Source organism: Streptomyces sp. LaPpAH-108 (genome assembly GCF_000373625.1).
Taxonomy (GTDB): Bacteria; Actinomycetota; Actinomycetes; order Streptomycetales; family Streptomycetaceae; genus Streptomyces.
The window spans coordinates 183,768-201,736 of the sequence record NZ_KB891993.1 but is presented as its reverse complement, the minus strand read 5'-3'; the positions used below and the strand labels follow the sequence as shown (position 1 = coordinate 201,736).

At 73.1% G+C, this 17,969-nt stretch carries 14 protein-coding genes; 8 read left to right on the top strand and 6 right to left on the bottom strand.

Features of this window, described 5'->3' with window-relative positions; translation table 11 throughout:
* Nucleotides 1-6: 6 nt before the first annotated feature.
* Together B079_RS0112330 and B079_RS0112325 are read left to right on the top strand one after the other, a co-directional pair.
* On the top strand, nt 7-1,566 hold the full coding sequence (locus B079_RS0112330) for a phytoene desaturase family protein (RefSeq protein ID WP_026248621.1): 1,560 nt from the start codon (nt 7-9) through the stop codon (nt 1,564-1,566).
* Between the two features lie 102 nt (nt 1,567-1,668).
* Nucleotides 1,669-3,165: an acyl-CoA synthetase gene (locus B079_RS0112325; protein WP_018546111.1), complete on the top strand. Its 1,497-nt coding sequence runs from the start codon at nt 1,669-1,671 to the stop codon at nt 3,163-3,165.
* Between the two features lie 31 nt (nt 3,166-3,196).
* Here the strand turns inward: B079_RS0112325 and paaK are convergent, their stop codons facing one another.
* Nucleotides 3,197-4,492, bottom strand: a complete 1,296-nt coding sequence (gene paaK, locus B079_RS0112320) for a phenylacetate--CoA ligase PaaK (protein WP_018546110.1) — start codon at nt 4,490-4,492, stop codon at nt 3,197-3,199.
* A gap of 243 nt (nt 4,493-4,735) precedes the next feature.
* Between paaK and B079_RS0112315 the strand changes: the two genes are divergently transcribed.
* From B079_RS0112315 to B079_RS0112305, 3 genes are all read left to right on the top strand, one after another.
* Nucleotides 4,736-4,978: a DUF397 domain-containing protein gene (locus B079_RS0112315; RefSeq protein ID WP_018546109.1), complete on the top strand. Its 243-nt coding sequence runs from the start codon at nt 4,736-4,738 to the stop codon at nt 4,976-4,978.
* Nucleotides 4,979-5,122: 144 nt separating this feature from the next.
* Nucleotides 5,123-6,022 carry a universal stress protein gene (locus B079_RS0112310; protein WP_018546108.1) on the top strand — a complete coding sequence of 300 codons (900 nt, stop codon included), beginning with the start codon at nt 5,123-5,125 and terminating at the stop codon, nt 6,020-6,022.
* Nucleotides 6,023-6,130: 108 nt separating this feature from the next.
* On the top strand, nt 6,131-6,628 hold the full coding sequence (locus tag B079_RS0112305; protein ID WP_018546107.1) for a hypothetical protein: 498 nt from the start codon (nt 6,131-6,133) through the stop codon (nt 6,626-6,628).
* 9 nt (nt 6,629-6,637) lie between these two features.
* Here B079_RS0112305 and B079_RS0112300 read toward each other — a convergent pair whose 3' ends face one another.
* Nucleotides 6,638-8,611, bottom strand: a complete 1,974-nt coding sequence (locus B079_RS0112300; RefSeq protein WP_018546106.1) for an N-acetylmuramoyl-L-alanine amidase — start codon at nt 8,609-8,611, stop codon at nt 6,638-6,640.
* A 246-nt stretch (nt 8,612-8,857) separates the two neighbouring features.
* Nucleotides 8,858-9,994 carry an aminoglycoside phosphotransferase family protein gene (locus B079_RS0112295; protein ID WP_026248620.1) on the bottom strand — a complete coding sequence of 379 codons (1,137 nt, stop codon included), beginning with the start codon at nt 9,992-9,994 and terminating at the stop codon, nt 8,858-8,860.
* 257 nt (nt 9,995-10,251) lie between these two features.
* Here B079_RS0112295 and B079_RS0112290 point away from each other — a divergent pair, with 257 nt between their 5' ends.
* Nucleotides 10,252-11,736 carry a hypothetical protein gene (locus B079_RS0112290; protein ID WP_018546104.1) on the top strand — a complete coding sequence of 495 codons (1,485 nt, stop codon included), beginning with the start codon at nt 10,252-10,254 and terminating at the stop codon, nt 11,734-11,736.
* A 9-nt stretch (nt 11,737-11,745) separates the two neighbouring features.
* Here the strand turns inward: B079_RS0112290 and B079_RS0112285 are convergent, their stop codons facing one another.
* The 3 genes from B079_RS0112285 to B079_RS0112275 form a co-directional block, all read right to left on the bottom strand.
* Nucleotides 11,746-13,095, bottom strand: a complete 1,350-nt coding sequence (locus tag B079_RS0112285; RefSeq protein WP_018546103.1) for a PP2C family protein-serine/threonine phosphatase — start codon at nt 13,093-13,095, stop codon at nt 11,746-11,748.
* 302 nt (nt 13,096-13,397) lie between these two features.
* On the bottom strand, nt 13,398-13,913 hold the full coding sequence (locus B079_RS0112280; protein WP_026248619.1) for a DUF4232 domain-containing protein: 516 nt from the start codon (nt 13,911-13,913) through the stop codon (nt 13,398-13,400).
* Nucleotides 13,914-14,059: 146 nt separating this feature from the next.
* The gene (locus B079_RS0112275) at nt 14,060-15,736 is read right to left on the bottom strand and encodes an alpha/beta hydrolase (RefSeq protein ID WP_018546101.1); all 1,677 of its coding nucleotides are present in this window, start codon (nt 15,734-15,736) and stop codon (nt 14,060-14,062) included.
* 364 nt (nt 15,737-16,100) lie between these two features.
* On the opposite strand from B079_RS0112275, the gene B079_RS36440 reads away from it, so the two are divergent.
* Nucleotides 16,101-16,820 carry a chaplin gene (locus B079_RS36440; protein ID WP_018546100.1) on the top strand — a complete coding sequence of 240 codons (720 nt, stop codon included), beginning with the start codon at nt 16,101-16,103 and terminating at the stop codon, nt 16,818-16,820.
* Nucleotides 16,821-17,093: 273 nt separating this feature from the next.
* Entirely contained in the window at nt 17,094-17,948 is an 855-nt protein-coding gene (locus B079_RS0112265) for a GNAT family N-acetyltransferase (RefSeq protein WP_018546099.1), read from the top strand.
* Nucleotides 17,949-17,969: the final 21 nt, after the last annotated feature.

Genomic DNA, 17,969 nt, shown 5'->3' with positions numbered 1-17,969 from the left:
AGAACCATGCCTGCACACGAGGGAACCCGGACGTACGACGCCGTGATCGTCGGCGGCGGACACAACGGCCTGGTCGCCGCCGCCTATCTGGCCCGGGCCGGCCGCTCCGTACTGGTGCTTGAGCGGCTGGACCACACCGGCGGAGCCGCCGTCTCCACCCGCCCGTTCGCCGGGGTCGACGCCCGGCTGTCGCGCTACTCCTACCTGGTCAGCCTGCTGCCGGACAAGATCGTGCGCGATCTCGGCCTGGACTTCCGCATCCAGGGCCGGACCATCTCCTCGTACACACCGGCCGAGCGCGGCGGACGCGCCACCGGGCTGCTCGTCGGCGGCGGGGAGGAGCGCACGCGCGAGGCGTTCGCCGCGCTGACCGGCGGCGAGCGCGAGTACGCCGCCTGGCAGCGCTTCTACGGCATGACGGGACAGCTCGCCGAACGCGTCTTCCCCACGCTCACCGAACCGCTGCCCACCCGCGAGGAGTTGCGCCGCCGGGTGGACGACGAGACCGCCTGGCGGGCCCTGTTCGAGGAGCCGATCGGCGTCACGATCGAGGAGAACTTCGGCGACGACCTGGTCCGGGGCGTCGTCCTCACCGACGCCCTGATCGGCACCTTCGCGGACGCCCACGACACCTCCCTCGCCCAGAACCGCTGCTTCCTCTACCACGTCATCGGCGGCGGAACCGGAGCCTGGGACGTGCCCGTCGGCGGCATGGGCGCGCTCACCGACACCCTCGCCGACGCGGCCCGCACCGCCGGAGCCGTCATCGCCACCGGGCACGAGGCCGTCCGCATCGACACCGACGGGCAGACCGCCGAGATCACCTACCGCACCGCCGACGGAGAAGGCACCGCCGTCGCCCGGCACGTCCTGGTCAACGCCTCCCCACGCGAGCTGGCCGCGCTCACCGGGGACACCGCCCCCGAACCCGCCGAGGGCGCCCAGCTCAAGGTGAACATGCTGCTCAAGCGGCTGCCCAGGCTCCGCGACAGCGCGGTCGACCCCCGCGAGGCCTTCGCCGGGACCTTCCACATCGCCGAGGGCTACGGCCAGCTCGCCACCGCCCACGCCCAGGCCGCTGCCGGTGAACTCCCGGCCGCGCCGCCCTCGGAGATCTACTGCCACTCCCTGACCGACCCGAGCATCCTTGGCCCGGACCTCGCCGCACGCGGCTACCAGACCCTCACCCTCTTCGGCCTGCACACCCCGGCCCGGCTCTTCGCCGACGACAACGACGCCGTACGCGACGAACTGCTCAAGGCCACCCTCGCCCAGCTCGACGCCCACCTCGCCGAACCCCTCGCGGACTGCCTCGCCACCGACGCCGAAGGCCGCCCCTGCATCGAGGCGAAGACCCCGCTCGACCTCGAACGCGACCTCGGGCTGCCCGGCGGCAACATCTTCCACCGCGCCCTGTCCTGGCCCTACGCCCAGGAGGACACCGGCCGCTGGGGCGTGGAGACCCGGCACGCCAACGTCCTGCTGTGCGGCGCGGGCGCGGTGCGCGGCGGCGGGGTCAGCGGCGTACCCGGGCACAACGCGGCGATGGCCGTCCTGGGGGAGTAGGAGCACCATCCTGGGCGACGGGCCGGGCGACACCCCGGCGACCGCCCGGCCGGGCCCCGAGGATCTTGACCTCGGGGCCGGTCGGCCCCAGGATCGGCTGACATGACACAGGGACAGGGCAGCACGGTCGACGGGGTGCTGCGGCGCAGCGCCCGACGCGTCCCGGCGCGCGTCGCGCTGGAGTACGGGGAACGGACCTGGACGTACGCGGAACTGGACGACGCCGTCTCCCGCGCCGCCGCCCTGCTGCTCGCCGAGGGTCTTGTCCCCGGTGACCGGGTGGCCGCCTACGGCCACAACTCCGACGCCTACCTGATCACCTTCCTCGCCTGCGCCCGCGCGGGCCTGGTCCATGTGCCCGTCAACCAGCACCTGACCGGCGACGACCTCGCCTACATCCTCGGCCAGTCGGACAGCGCCCTGGTGCTCACCGACCCGGCCCTCGCCGCGCAACTCCCGCCGGACGTACGGCAGCTGCCCCTGCGTGACGCCGACGACTCCCTCCTCGCCCGGCTGCCCGGCACCGAGCCCTACGACGGGCCCGAGCCGCGCACCGAGGATCTGGTGCAGCTGCTCTACACCTCCGGGACCACCGCGCTGCCCAAGGGCGCGATGATGACCCACCGGGCGCTGGTCCACGAGTACCTGAGCGCGATCACCGCCCTGGACCTGAGCGCCGGTGACCTGCCCGTGCACGCGCTGCCGCTCTACCACTCGGCGCAGCTGCACGTCTTCCTGCTGCCCTATCTCGCGGTGGGTGCGACCAACATCGTCCTGGACACGCCCGACGGTGACCGCCTCTTCGACCTGATCGAGGAGGGCCGCGCCGACAGTCTCTTCGCCCCGCCCACCGTGTGGATCGCGCTGACCAACCGGCCCGACTTCGCCGACCGCGATCTCACCGGTCTGCGCAAGGCGTACTACGGCGCCTCGATCATGCCGGTGCCCGTCCTGGAGCGGCTGCGCGAACGCCTGCCGAAGCTCGCGCTCTACAACTGCTTCGGGCAGAGCGAGATCGGCCCGCTCGCCACCGTGCTGGCGCCCACCGAGCACAAGGGCAGGCTCGACTCCTGCGGCCGTACCGTGCTGTTCGTGGACGCCCGGGTGGTGGACGAGGACGGCGAAGACGTGCCCGACGGGACGCCCGGCGAGATCGTCTACCGCTCCCCGCAGCTGTGCGAGGGCTACTGGGACAAGCCCGAGGAGACCGCCGCCGCCTTCCGTGACGGCTGGTTCCACTCCGGGGACCTCGCGGTCCGGGACGCGCACGGCTACTTCACGATCGTCGACCGGGTGAAGGACGTCATCAACTCCGGTGGCGTCCTGGTCGCCTCCCGCCAGGTCGAGGACGCCCTCTACACCCACGAGGGCGTGGCCGAGGCCGCCGTGATCGGGCTGCCCGACGAGCGGTGGATCGAGGCCGTCACCGCGGTCGTCGTCCCGCGCGGCGAGGTCACCGAGGACCAGCTCGTCGCCCATGTCCGCGAGACACTGCCCGCGTTCAAGGCGCCCAAGCGGGTCCTCTTCGTCACCGAGCTGCCCCGCAACGCCAGCGGCAAGATCCTCAAGCGGGAGCTGCGGGACAGGTTCGGCGACTGAACGGCGGCCGGGACCGAACGGCGGCCCGGCGCTAGCGCGGTCGCAGATCCACGATCCGGCGTATTTTCCCCACCGAGCGCTCCAGGGACTCCGGTTCCACGATCTCCACGGCCACCGACACCCCGATGCCGTCCTTCGCCGCGGCGGCGATCGACCGGGCCGCCGCCTCCCGCGCCTCGGGGGTGGCACCGGGCCGGGCTTCGGCGCGCACGGTGAGCGCGTCGAGCCGCCCCTCGCGGGTCAGCCGGAGCTGGAAGTGCGGCGCGACCCCGGGCGTGCGCAGCACGATCTCCTCGAACTGGGTCGGGAACACATTGACCCCGCGCAGGATCACCATGTCGTCGCTGCGGCCGGTGATCTTCTCCATCCGGCGGAACGCCCGCGCCGTGCCCGGCAGCAGCCGGGTCAGATCCCGGGTGCGGTACCGGACGATCGGCATCGCCTCCTTCGTCAGCGAGGTGAACACCAGCTCGCCCGGCTCGCCCTCCGGCAGCACCTCACCGGTGACCGGGTCGACGACCTCCGGATAGAAGTGGTCCTCCCACACATGGAGACCGTCCTTGGTCTCGGCGCACTCCTGGGCCACGCCGGGACCGATCACCTCCGACAGGCCGTAGATGTCCACGGCGTCGATCGCGAACCGCTCCTCGATCTCCCGCCGCATCTCCTCCGTCCACGGCTCGGCCCCGAAGATCCCGACCCGCAGCGAGGTGCCGCGCGGGTCCACGCCCTGGCGCTCGAACTCGTCGAGCAGCGTGAGCATGTACGACGGCGTGACCATGATGACGCGGGGTTCCAGGTCCTGGATCAGCCGCACCTGCCGCGCCGTCATGCCCCCGGAGGCGGGCACGACCGTACAGCCCAGGCGCTCGGCGCCGTAGTGCGCGCCGAGGCCGCCGGTGAACAGGCCGTAGCCGTACGCCACATGGACCACGTCTCCGGGACGGCCGCCCGCCGCGCGGATCGAGCGCGCCACCAGGTCGGCCCACAGGGAGAGGTCGCCCTCGGTGTAGCCCACCACCGTGGGCAGGCCCGTGGTGCCGCTGGAGGCGTGCAGACGGCGGATGCGCTCGCGGGGGACGGCGAACATGCCGTACGGGTAGTTCTCTCTCAGGTCGCTCTTGACGGTGAACGGGAAACGCGCGAGGTCGGCCAGCGAGCGGCAGTCCTCCGGACGGACCCCGGCCTTGTCGAAGGACTCCCGGTAGAAGGGCACGTGCTCGTAGGCGTGCCGCAGCGTGGCGCGCAGGCGCTCCAGCTGGAGGGCGCGCAGCTCGTCGAGTCCGAGCCGTTCGCCCGCGTCGAGCAGATCCGCCGTGTCCGTCATCGGAAAAGGCCCCCTCACACGCCACGCACATACGCATTACGGACGACCGATCATTCGGTCGTTTCCTTCGAGGCAAGTAATTCAGGCCAGCGGGTCCGAGGCAAGAGGCAGAGACCCGGATTTTTCCCAGGGGCGCGCGCCAGGCGGCGCGCGCCGCCCGAACGTCCCCCTCACGTGGCCTGTCCGCCACCCGGACCGGTCGCTAGGCTGACTCGCGGACGACGAACCGGGAGGAGCACGGACGTGGCCGAGAGCATCACCCAGCGGCAGCCGCTCGCGGACTGGGACAAGCCGGACCTGGATCTCAGCGAGGCGCAGTGGCGCTCCGGCAGCCGCGGCCTGGGGGACGTCGAGATCGCCTTCGTGGAGGGCTTCGTCGCGATGCGCAACAGCCACCGCACGGAAAGCCCCTCCCTGATCTTCACCCCCGCCGAATGGGGCGCCTTCGTCTCCGGCGCCCGCGCCGGGGAGTTCGACCTGACCTGAGCGCCTCTCGCCGGGACGCCCGGAGCCGAACCGGGGGTGTTCGCGCCCGATTTCCGGACACGCGAGCAGGGGCGGGCCGCCGCAGCGGGCGGCTGAGCCACGCTGGCCCCGACAGGGGTAGGTCGTGTTCCGGAGGTGAGGACGATGAGCGCTGCGCCGGTCATCGCGGCGGTGGACGGTTCCGAGGACAGCGTGCGCGCACTGGAGTGGGCGCTGGACGACGCCCGCCGCCGCGCGGCACCGCTGCGGATCGTGCACGTACGCCAGTACGCCCCCTGGGGCCAGGAGGATGTGCTGGTCGCCGACGACACCGAGCAGGACGGCGATCCCGTCCTCGACGAGGTGCGCACCCTGCTGCGCGACCGCGAGGACGTCCCCGAGACCGAGTACGTGACCGTCGAGGGCGCCCCCGCCGCCGTCCTGCCCGAACTCGGCGCCGACGCCCAGCTGCTCGTCCTCGGCTCACGCGGCCGGGGCGGCTTCACCGGACTGCTGCTCGGCTCCAACGGCGTGGCCGCCGCCCGCGACGCCCCCTGCCCCGTGGTCGTCGTGCCCCGGCCCGGCCGCGAGGTGGACGCCGAACCGGCCGAGCCCGGCCCCCGCGTGGTCGTCGGACTGCATGTCGACCACCCCGACGAGGCGTCCCTCGACTTCGCGTTCGCCGCGGCCGAGCTGCGCGACGCCCGCGTGCAGGTGATCGCCGCCTACCCGTGGCCGGTGCAGTCCTGGTCCGCGCCCGGCCAACTGGTGCCCCCGGCCGTCGACCAGGCCGCCGTCGAGACCGAGACCCGCGCGCTCGCCGACACCTGTCTCGCGCCCTACCGCGAGCGCCACCCCGGCGTGCGCACCGACACCGAGGCACTGCCCGGCGGCGCCGCCGGACTGCTCGTCGGCGCCTCCGCCGGAGCCGATCTGGTGGTCGTCGGCCGCCACCGGCGCCGCCCGCTCGCCCCCGCCCCCATGCTCGGCTCGGTCACCCACGCCGTGCTGCTCCACGCGGCCTGCCCGGTCGCCGTCGTACCGCCCGTTCCCACGGACGAGTGACCCGCAGGGGCCACGGACGACGCGGAGTCCGCGAGCCCCGCCACACGCGGCCGTTCCGGGAGGGCGCCCGCACGCCGCCGCGCGCTCCCGGGCACGTACCATTGCCGCATGTCGTTCCTCCGCCGCCGCAGCGCAACCCCCGCCGGCCCCGATTTCGACGTGCTGGCCATGGACCCGGGCGACTGGCCGGGCAACCTCGGCGCGGGCCTGCTGCCCGCTCCCGACGGCACCTGCCAGGGTGTCTTCCTGCGCTACGACCTGTTCGGCGGGCGCGGCCCGGCCATGATCATCGGCAACCTTCCCGAGGGCTCCCCGGCCCGCGAGACCGCCGAGGGCGAGATTCCCTTCGAGGTCGCCCAGCTGCTGCTCGCGCTGGAGAACGACGAGGAGGTCACCGTCGTCGGCACCGAGGACACCCCCGTCCTCCAGGGCGACAACCTGCTGATCGTGCGCCGCCTCAAGCTCTCCGAGAGCCGTATCTCCTGCGTGCAGTTCGACCGCAGCGACGGCGTGCTCGTCACGATCGCCGCCTGGGACCGGCCCATCACCGACGACCTGTACGCCCTGCTGAAACCGCTCCCGGCGGAGCTGTTCCAGCAGGGCTGAGGCCCGGCCTCAGCGGCGCGTGGCCGCCAGTGTCACATCGGCCGTGCGGACGAACCCCACCCGGTGGCCGTACTGGATCTCGTAGTACAGGTCCTTGCCGACGACCACCTGGTGGGAGTCCTCGGTGAAGGTGACCGCGTAGTAGTACTCGCCCGGCATCTCGTCACCGACGACGTACTTCTGCCCGGCCGGGATCGTGTACGGCAGCGTCACCACGGACTGGGCCGGGACGCCCGCCGGGTACGCCTCCTTCTCCGGGTACGCCCGGCCGTACACCGGGACACTCGTGAGGCCGTCCTTCGGGGTGATCGTGAACCCGGACGCGGGGACCGCCGTCGCGTGCCGCTTCGGGTTCTGGAACCACGCCTTCTGGCCGAGGTACCAGATCGCCGTCCAGTCGCCCCAGCGGTCCGCGACCGCGTACTGCTGGCCGGTGGAGACCCGTGAGGACAGATCGTTCACCCCGGTCGTCGGCGCGGTGCCGAGGCCCACGTCCTTGACCAGCGGGGCGTTCACGTCGTGGTCCGTGTACAGCCGCACCTCGCCGGAGCCGTGTGCCGGGCAGGAGGCGGCGGCCGTGTCGCAGCCCGTGTACACCGGCTGGTTGGCCGCGTAGTCCGGCCGGATCGTCACCAGTCCGGAGCGGGCGGTGCCCGTCGCCCTGAACGGGTGGCCGAGCAGCTGGAAGTAGTGCCGCCAGTCCCAGTACGGGCCCGGGTCGGTGTGCATCCCGGGCACCGTCGAGGCGGTCGGCCCCGGCACGTTGTCGTGGCCGAGGATGTGCTGCCGGTCCAGCGGGATGCCGTACGTCCGCGACAGATAGCGCACCAGACGGGCCGAGGAGCGGTACATCGCCTCCGTGTACCAGGCGTCCGGCGCGGTCAGGAAGCCCTCGTGCTCGATGCCGACGGACCGGGCGTTGACGTCCCAGTTGCCCGCGTGCCAGGCCACGTCCTTCGCCTTCACATGCTGGGCGATCAGACCATCGGTGGAGCGGATCGTGTAGTTCCAGGACACATAGGTGGGGTCCTGGATCAGGTTCATCACCCCGTCCCAGCCGCCCTCGGTGTCATGGATGACGATGTACTTGATCCGCTGCGAGGCCGGGCGGTCGCCCAGGTCGTGGTTGCCGTAGTCGTCGTCCCCGAACTGCTCGTACGGCGCCGGGACCGACACACAGGACACCGAGGCCGGGCACTCCACGCCGTCGGTCTTCGGTGCGCGCAGACCGGTCCGCTTCAGCTGGGCGGTGTCGCCGCGCACCCCGGGGGCGGCCTTCAGGGTGACCCGCTGGCCGTCGTCGGTGGTGCGGGACTCGCCGGTGCGCAGCACATCGAACACGTCGTTCGCGTACGCGGCAGCCGTCGCCGAGTCGTCGGCGCCGGAGAAGCGGGCCACCGCGCCGTACCACGCGGCCGGATCGGCACCGGACTTCTGGCCCAGCTGCTTCTGCTCGGCCGCGAGCAGGGCGGCGCCCCCGGCGATGTTGGCCGCCGGGTCGGTGCGCAGCTCGGCGGCGGGCAGGCCGGTCAGCTCCGCCGCGCGGCGCAGCGTGGTCAGACGGGCCGGGAGCGCCGAGGCGGGCGGCGCCTCGGCGCGCGGGTGCAGGGGAGCGCGGGCGCTGTCGCCGCGCGGGTCCTCGGCGCCCTCGGCGTAGTGCTCGGTGGCGTCGAGCGCCGTACGGGCATCGGTCAGATGCATCGGGCCGTACCCGCCGCTCACGCTGGGGGCACCGGCGTGGGTGTCCCAGCGGGACTGGAGGTAGGAGACGGCCAGCAGCAGGCTCTGCGGCACGTGGTACTCGGCCGAGGCGGCGGCGAAGGCACGCTGGAGATCACCGTCCGACGGCGCGGGGGCCGCGCCGGAGGACGGGGCCGCGCCGAGCAGCGGCAACAGCAGGACGGCGCCCGCGAGGGCGCCGGTGGTGCGGTTCAGCCGTCTGCGGCCGGGTGCGGACGTCGGGTCGGTGGCGAATCCTCGCAATGCGGCCTCCTGTGACGGGCGGGCGTGGCGGGGCGGGCGGCGCCGAGCTGGGTCAGTGGTACCGGCTGGCCGACGATCCGTCAATCATGCCCTCGGGAAGGCGATTTCCCATGTCACAGCTGGGTCCGGCGAGTTTCGCGATGGTGGGTGGCGGGCCTGCGGGGCGTCAGTGGAGTAGACCAGTGGCCGCCCCGGAAGGGAGGATCCGCGGTGCGCCGCCGCTCCGGGCGCACCGCGGAGTCCGTGTCAGCGGGTGCCCACCGCCGCCCGCACGGCCTGCCGGGCCATATGGCAGTCGTCGTGCAGGCGCCGCAGCAGCAGCCGCTGTTCCTCCCCGCTCGGCACGCCGCCCACCCGGGCCGCGGCCGGAGCCGTCTCGTGCATCGAACGCTGCAGGGCCGTCTCGTAGGTGCGGATCTCCCGGGTCAGCACCAGCATCAGGTTCACCAGGAAGGCGTCGCGCGAGGCGGGGCCGCCGAGCTGGGCGATCTGGCTGATGTGCCGCCGGGCGTCCGGGGCACTGCCGAGGGCGAGCCACAGAGTGGCCAGGTCGTACCCCGGCAGGTACCAGCCCGCGTGCTCCCAGTCGACCAGGACCGGGCCCGTCGGGGAGAGCAGGATGTTCGACAGCAGGGCGTTGCCGTGGCAGAACTGGCCCATGCCCTGGCGTCCCGACGAGTGCGCGATGCCGTGCAGCAGCTTCTGGAGGTCGCCCAGGTCGCGGTCGGTGAGCAGCCCCAGCTCGTGGTAGCGGTTGATGCGGTCCGCGTAGTCCAGGGGGGCGTCGAAGGTGCCCGCCGGGGGGCGCCAGGCGTTGAGCCGGCAGACGGCGCCGAGCGCGGTCCGGATGTCCGGGCGGGCCGGGGCGTCCATCGGGTGGCGCTGGAGCGAGGCCACCCGGCCGGGCACCCGCTCGATCACCAGTGTGCAGTTGTCCGGGTCCGCCGCGATCAGCCTCGGCACCCGCACCGGGGGGCGGTGCCGGACGAACGAGCGGTATGCCGCTATCTCGTGCCGGACGCGCTCGGCCCAGGAGGGCGCGTGGTCCAGCAGACACTTCGCCACGGCCGTGCTGCGGCCCGCCGTCCCCACGAGGGTGACGGAGCGTCCGGTGCGGCGCAGTACCTGCACCGGGGCGAACTCCGGGCAGATGCGGTGCACGGCGTTGATGGCGCCGCGCAGTTGGGCCCCCTGGGGGCCGGACAGGTCCAGTCTGCCGCTGAGCGGCTGCGCGCCGGGCTGGCCCGGGATGCGCGCTGCGCGGCCCACGACCGGCACGGATGTTCCGGGCCGCGCCGCCGGGTCGAGATACGGTCCGCCGCCCGCCGGGCGGGGACGCGGGGGCCGGGGCGGGGCGGACACGGAGGACGATGCTGCGTACATGGGAGATACAGATCCCTTCGTGTGCCTGCGGTGCCTGTCCTGTAGTCCATGAACTGGGTACGCGCGCCGCCCGGCCCGGCCTTCCGGAACACCCTGGGGAATGTCCCGGGGTGACCGGGTCGGGGTGGCGCTTTCCTACCTGACACCCGATGTCCACTGGCACACCATCTGGCGCACCCTGGCGAACCCTGGCGAATAGTCGCCCGGCAACCGGCACGGGGCTACTGTCAACTCAGCCGAGAACCTGGGGGCTTGACGTGAGCGGACAACCCAACACCCGCTTCGCTGACCTGTTCGGCCTGGCCGGCTGGTCGAAGGGCGAACTCGCGAGACTGGTCAACCGGCAGGCGGCGGCCATGGGCCACCCCCAGCTGTCGACCGACACCTCGCGGGTGCGGCGTTGGATCGACATGGGAGAGATCCCGCGCGATCCGGTGCCGAGGGTGCTGGCGGCTCTGTTCACCGAGCGACTCGGCCGTGTCGTGACCATCGAGGACCTCGGTCTGGTACGGCACGGGCGTGCGGGGAAACGGCAGGGCGACGGGAACTCGGATCATCCCGACGGCGTGCTGTGGACGCCCGGACGGACCGCCGCGGTCCTCACCGAATTCACGGGAATGGACCTCATGCTCAACCGACGCGGCTTGGTGGGCGCGGGTGCCGTGCTCACCGCGGGAGCCACACTCAGCAGTTCCATGCGTGACTGGCTGCACACCGACCCTGCCCTGAAGGCCGACGCCCCCGTCTTCGACGATCCCCTGCACGCCGACCCCGCCGGGTTCGACCGCTACGAGGCCGCCCCCATCGGGACGCAGGAGGTCGAGGAACTGGAGAACTCCGTCACGGTGTTCCGCGCCTGGGACGCGGCACGCGGCGGCGGCCTCCAGCGCAAGGCGGTCGTGGGCCAGCTCAACGAGGTGGGCGGCATGCTCGCCTACCATCACCCACCCCAACTCCAGCGGCGCCTGTGGGGCGTCGCGGCCAACCTCGCGGTCCTCGCGGGCTGGATGTCGCACGACGTGGGCCTGGAACCCACGGCACAGAAGTACTTCGTCATCGCCGCGCACGCCGCGCACGAGGGCGGTGACCGGCCGCGCGCCGGGGAGGCCCTGTCCCGGGCCGCCCGCCAGATGGTGCACCTGGGCCGGCCCGACGACGCCCTGGATCTGATGAAGCTCGCCCACTCCGGCTCGGGGGAACGACTCCAGCCGCGTACGAAGGCGATGTTCCACACCATCGAGGCGTGGGCGCAGGCCGCGATGGGCAAGGGCCAGGCGATGCGGCGCACGCTCGGCCAGGCGGAGGACCTCTTCATCTCCGACCGCCGGGACGAGGGCCAGCCCGACTGGATGCAGACCTTCAAGGACGAGGATCTGTACGGGATGCAGGCCCTGGCCTACCGCACGCTGGCCGAGTTCGACCCGGGCGCCGCCGTACACGCCCAGTACTACGCCGAGAAGGCCCTGGCGCTGAGGGTCGACGGACGGGAGCGGTCGAAGATCTTCGACCATCTCTCCATGGCCTCGGCCTGCTTCATCGCCGACGACCCCGAGCAGGCCGACCGGTACGCCCGGCTCGCCCTCATGGCGATGGGCGCCAACTCCTCGCGCCGCACCTGGGACCGGCTGCGTCAGATGTACCGGCTCAGCGCGGAGTACGCGGGCTACCCGAGGATCCACGAACTGCGGGAGGAGATCAGAATGGCGCTGCCCAAGCAGCGGGGGAGGAGCGCGGAGACCTGAGACCGGCCGCTAGGCGGTGACCCTGGCCACCAGCAGGCAGGCGTCGTAGGCCCGTCCCGTCGTGCCGAACGCCTCGGCGACGATCCGCGCGCACTCCGGCGCGGTGGACGCCGCGGCCAGGAGCGGGCCGAGTCCGAGCAGCCGGTCCAGTGCCGTGGGCCCACCGGCGCCGAGGAGCAGTCCCTCGGTGTGCAGCAGGAGCAGATCGCCCTGTTCCAGGGTGACTTCGGCCTGCCCTCCGGCGGTCCCGGGCGCGTCGTCCGGTGCGGTCAGCACGTGCCCCGTCCCGTCGCGGAACAGCAGCGGGGCGGGGTGGCCGGTGCGCGCCCAAGTGAGGGTGCGGTTCCCGGGCGCGTAGTGGCAGCAGACGGCGCCGCTGAGCGTGGCGGGCGGCGCGGAGGCGCCGAGCACCTGGTCGAGCACGGTGAGCAGGGGGCCGGGGCCGGTGCCGGACAGGGCCATGCCGCGTACGGCACCGAGCAGGACGGCCACGGCCGGGACCGGGCTGCCGTGCTGTCCGGTGAGGTCACCGGCGCTCAACAGGGAGGCGCCGTCCGGTAGTTCGAGGGCGTCGCACCAGTCGCCGCCCGCCGTGGCGACCGACTCGGAGGGCAGGTGCCGGGCGGCGATGTCGAGCGGGCCCGTGCCGTGGTGGGCGGGTTCGCTCCACGGCGGCAGCAAGGTTTCGCCTGACGGGGCCGGGGGTCGTTGGCGCAGGCGTAAGGAGTCGCCGGTCTCGCGCACCGTCCGTCCCCGGCGCCGCAGTTCGCTGACGTCGCGGACCACGGCCCACATCGAGACGGTGCCGCCGCCCGCGTCCAGCACGGGCTCGCCCATCATGTGCACGGTGCGCACGGAGGCGTCGGGCCGTACGACACGGAACTCGCCGTCGATCGGCTTGGCGTCCACCAGGCAGGCCGTCACCATCGCGGTGAGCCGGGGCCGGTCCTCCTCGTGCACCAGGGACGGGAGTTCGTCCAGGGTGAGGGCGGGGACGGCCGGGTCGAGCCCGAGGATGCCGTACAGCTCGGCCGACCAACTCGCCGCGTCCGTCAGGAGGTTCCACTCCGCGCTGCCGACCCGGCCGAGCAGCGAGTCACCGTCGCTCTCGGGGCGTCGCGGGTCCGGGCCGTCCCGGAGCTGGGCCAAGTGGGCGTCGAGGTCGTCGAGTTGGTGCAGGGCCAGTTCGTACAGGGCGCGCTGCCAGCGTTCCTGCGGGTCCGATCCGTCGGCCGGGGTGCCGCGTCGTACGGCGGCCATGTCGCCCTTGAGCCGCCGCGTCTGCGAGATGAGCGCCTCGACCGAGCCGCGTCCGGGCGGCTGGGCGGCTGGGCGGTCCGCGGAGACAGGGGACGGCATGACGCACTCCGATGGGAACGGTACGGCCGAGAACGGTGGAACCGCTACGACTGTCGCACAGCCCGCGACCGGCCGTAAGGGATTTGGCAACACCTGATGCGAGGGTGCTTCTGGCATATGTCAGAGTCTTCCCGGCGTGGTCCTCGGGGGGTTCGGGTGTACGGGCCGGGGGTATCAAGTCGTAGGAGAGCTAAGGCATTTGACCCACCGGAGAGTGGCGCGGCCGGGTGTCCGGCCGCGCGTTCGGTGGTCGTGTGTTCGGGAGTGAAAGGGGGTGTCTCGCGGCCGGCCGGGACCGACCGTCAGCCGAGACCAATCGCCTGGTCCGCCGCCGCGCTGCTCGGCTGCCACCACGTCGTCACCGGCTCCCACACCAGGACCCGGGTACCGGTGCCCAGCCGCCCGGCGGAGAACACACCGCCCCAGCGCCCGGACGCGTCGGCCACATAGACCGAGTCCGCCCGGCGCGCCTCCGGGTCCGCCGGATCGCCGATGGTCCGCACGGCCCCGTACGCGGTCTCCCGGGCGCCGATCCGGTACGTGCCCGAACCGCCGTCCGGCACCGGCAGCGCGGCCCCGTCCAGACCGCCGAAGCTGATCACGGGCACCCGCTCCACGGTGCAGGCGCGACCGCCCCGGTTGGTCACCGAGAACCGGACCACGGTGCGCTCGGCGGCCACCGCCGCGGCCCGCACGGTCAGTTCACCCTGGGTGCACGGGGCGACCCGGGCGGGGGCCGCGTGCCCGGCCGGTGCGGTCAGCAGCACGGCCCCGGAGGCGAGGACGGCGGAAGCGGCGGCGAGGGCTCGGATACGCATGACGGACTCCCTGATCACGGTCGACGGCACGGCCTGGCGGACCACGGTCCGCCCGACCGGTAGGACGGCGGTCCGGCCTGAGAGGTTGTACCGGAATCGGCACTGTGACCCGATTGCGCTACACCTGTCACCCTTCCCGGCGCGGCTCACTCGTCGCCCTCCACGGGCGAACTCCAGGAGTTCCCGTCCGCCGGGCAGGAACTGCCGTTCGGCGGCAGCGAGCCGTACAGCAGGAAGTCGTCGACCTTGCGGTGCACACACTTGGAGGAGGCGTAACCGGTGTGGCCGTCGCCCTTGTTGTCGAGCACCACGGCCGCGTCGCCCAGCCGCTTCGCCGTCTCCACGGTCCAGCGGTACGGCGTCGCCGGGTCGCCGCGCGTGCCGATCAGCAGCATCCGGGCGGACGGCACGTCCTTCACCTCGTCGCGGATGTAGTCCGTGCCCTTGGGGCGGCCGTAGCACATCAGCAGCTGGGTGAGGCGGTAGCGGCCGAAGACCGGGGACGCCTCGTCGTAGGAGGAGCGCAGGTCCTTGAGGTCCTTGGTGACGCGGGCCTCCGAGGGGCGGTCGGGGTCGTCGGCACAGTTGATCGCCAGCAGCGCGGCGGGCAGGTTGTCGACCGGCACGTCCTGGGGGTTCACCAGACCGGTGTGCTGTCCGCCCTTGCCGCCGCTTCCGCTGCCGTTCCCGTTCCCGTTCCCGTTCGCGCCGCCGTCGGTGCGCGGTGACGCGGTGATCCCGCCGGTGGCGAAGCTGAGGACGCGGCGGGTGTCGCCGTCCTCGACCAGGGAGGCCAGCGCGCGCTCCAGCGACGGCCAGAGCTGCTTGCTGTACAGGCCCTGCCCGATCGCGCCCACCAGGTCCTGGCCCGAGAAGGTGCCGCCGAAGTCCGTGGGGACCGGGTTCGCGTCGAGCGAGCGCACCAGCTGCACCACCTGGTCGCGGGCCGCCCGCGGGTCCTGCCCGAAGGGACAGCCCACGTCGTCCGTGCACCAGTCCACGAAGGAGTCCAGCGCCGTCTGCTGCCCCTCGGCACCGGCCCTGCCCTGCTCGGACAGCGGCTCGGTGAGCGTGTCCACGCCGTCCAGGGCGATGTGCCCGACCTTGTGCGGGAACTGGGCCGCGTAGACCGCGCCGAGCCGGGTGCCGTACGAGAAGCCCAGGTAGTCCAGCTTCTTGCGGCCCAGCGCCTGGCGGATCACGTCCATGTCGCGGGCCGCGTCGACGGTGCCCATGTGCTTGAGGACCGGTCCGGAGTACTTGGCGCACAGCTCGGCGGACTGCCGCAGCCGGGTCAGCAGCGTCTGCGGGCGGCGGATGTCCAGGTCGGAGTCGGAGGCCGCCGCGTCCGCCGCCGGGTCCTGGCCCGCGCCGCAGCTGACGGGGGAGGAGCGGCCGACGCCGCGCGGGTCGAAGGTGACCACGTCGTACCCGTTGGTCAGGTCCATGAAGGCCTTGCCGCTCACGGCGAGCTGGGCGACGCCCGGTGCCCCCGGGCCGCCGAAGTTCAGCAGCAGCGAGCCGTGCTGTTTCCCGGTCGCCCGGTAGCGGGCCAGCGCCAGATCGAGGGTGGCGCCGCCGGGGTGGGCGTAGTCGAGCGGGACGGTGACCTTGCCGCACTGGAGGTCCCGGGGCATGTCCGGGCCCTCGCAGGCGCCCCAGGCCACCTTCTGCTCGTAGAAGCGGGACAGCCCGGGCGCGGGAGTGTCGGCCTTCGTGTCGGCCGCCGCGACGGGCAGCCCGGCGCCGAGCAGCGCGAGGGTGAGGACTCCGGCGCTCGCGCCGCGTCGCAGGGCGGGTCGTCTGGTCAGCTTCGCCGGCATCGATCGCCTCCCGGGACGCGGCCGACCGGGGGATCTGGAGCCGCGCCGTCCTCACGATAAGCGGGCCCCGCGACCGCCGCCTCCCGGCGGGCGCGGGGCTGCCGGGGGCCGTACCCTGCCTGTCCCGCGCCCGGCGGCCTGCTCGATTTTGGACGCGTTCATGACCGGATCGTGGCGGTTGAAGGCGCGCTTTTGCCCCGTTCGGGCGGCGTCAAGCCATTCGATGGACCGGGCCACTCGATGGGGTGAAAGCAGGAATAGCCATAACTCGGATGGTCCGGCCGCGTTCTATGTGGTGCGGGCGACTGCCCGCGACGATCTCTGGAAGGCAGGCAAACCTATGAAACGGGCTACCCGTAACGGTGTGATCGGTGTGGCCGCCGCTTCCGGCGCGATGGCCATGGCGATGCCGGTGTCCGCCGCCTTCGCGGCCGGCGGCGCCTCTGCCGACGGCGCTGCGGTGGGCTCGCCCGGTGTGCTCTCCGGCAACACCGTCCAGCTCCCGGTGAGCGTGCCGGTGAACGCGTGCGGCAACACGGTGAACGTGGTCGGGCTTCTCAACCCGGCGATGGGCAACTCCTGCGCGAACACCGGTGCTGACTCCGAAAGCGACGGCAGCGGCTCCGGCTCCGGCACCTCGGGCGGTTCCGCCCATGCCGGTGTCGGCACGGCCACGTCCGGTTCCTCGGCGCACAGCGTCACGCACGGCTCGCCCGGCGTGCTCTCGGGCAATGGCATCCAGCTGCCCGTGGACGTGCCGGTGAACGCGTGCGGCAACAGTGTCGACGTCGTGGGAGTGGCCAACCCGGCCTTCGGCAACCACTGCCAGAACGGTCCGGTGGAGACCACGCCCCCGCCGGTGACCCCGCCGGTCACCCCGCCCCCCACCGAGCCCCCGGCCACGCCGGAACCCCCGGCCCCGCCGAAGTCCCACCCCAAGCCGCACACCCCCGCGGCCCCGCCCGAGGGCACCCTCGCGCACACGGGTACGGACGCGACGGCCCCGGCGCTCGCGGGCAGCGCGGCGTTCATCGTCGCCGGAGCGGCCCTGTACCGCCGCTTCCGGCCGACCCGCGTCGGCTGACCGGGCCGGCGCACGGCCCCACCGGACGCGACCGGCCTCGGTGGGGCCTTTGACATGGACGGCGGAGCCGGGCCCGCCGGACGTGCCCTCAACAACCGCACACAGCTGACCCGTTGACTTCGGTCATGCGCGAAAACCGGCGTGGCGTGCGCACGCGGGATCGGGAAGGATGCGGCGGGTGCGACGCGCCGTCGCACCGTCCGTGGTCCCACCCGCGCGGAGCGCGCCCGTACGCCGGGACGATCCGCGCGCCCCCAGAAATGGAGCGCACCGATGACGTCACCGGCCCCCCAGGATCTCGTCGTCACCCAGGCCACCCTCGCCGACTGGCCGGTGATCAGCGCGTGGGCCGCGGCGGAGGGCTGGAACCCGGGCCTGTCCGACGGACCCGCCTTCTTCGCCCAGGACCCCGAGGGCTTCTTCCTCGGCCGGATCGACGGCGAGCCGGTCTCGGCCGTCTCCGTGGTCAACTACGGCGCCGACTACGCCTTCCTCGGCTGCTACCTCGTCCGCCCCGACCTGCGCGGCCAGGGACACGGGCTCGCCACCTGGAAGACCGCCCTCGCGCACGCGGGCACCCGCACCGTCGGCCTGGACGGCGTGGTCGCCCAGCAGGACAACTACCGTCGCTCCGGCTTCGAACTCGCCCACCGCACCGCCCGCTACACCGGGCCCGCCCCCACCGGCGCCGTCCCCGAGGGCGTACGCCCCGCCGAGGCCGCCGACCTCGCCGCCGTCAGCGCCTACGACAGCGCCTGCACCCCGGCCGACCGCCCCCGCTTCCTCGCCGAGTGGCTGACCCTGCCCGGCCACCGTGCCTTTGTCCGCGAGGACGCCGGGCGCCTCACCGGCTACGGCGTGATCCGGCCCGGGCACGACTGCCCGCGCGTCGGCCCGCTCTTCGCGGACACCGCCGACGACGCCCGCGCCCTGCTGACCGCGCTCGCGGCCGAGGCCGCCGGAGAGCAGATCGCCGTCGACGTCCCCGAACCGAACAAGGCGGCCGTCGCCCTGGCGCTCGACCTGGGCCTGACCCCCTCCTTCGAGACCGCCCGCATGTACACCGGACCGGTCCGCGAGCACGCCCTGGACCGGGTCTTCGGCGTCGCGACGCTCGAACTCGGCTGACCGCTCCGAGGCGTCTTCCCG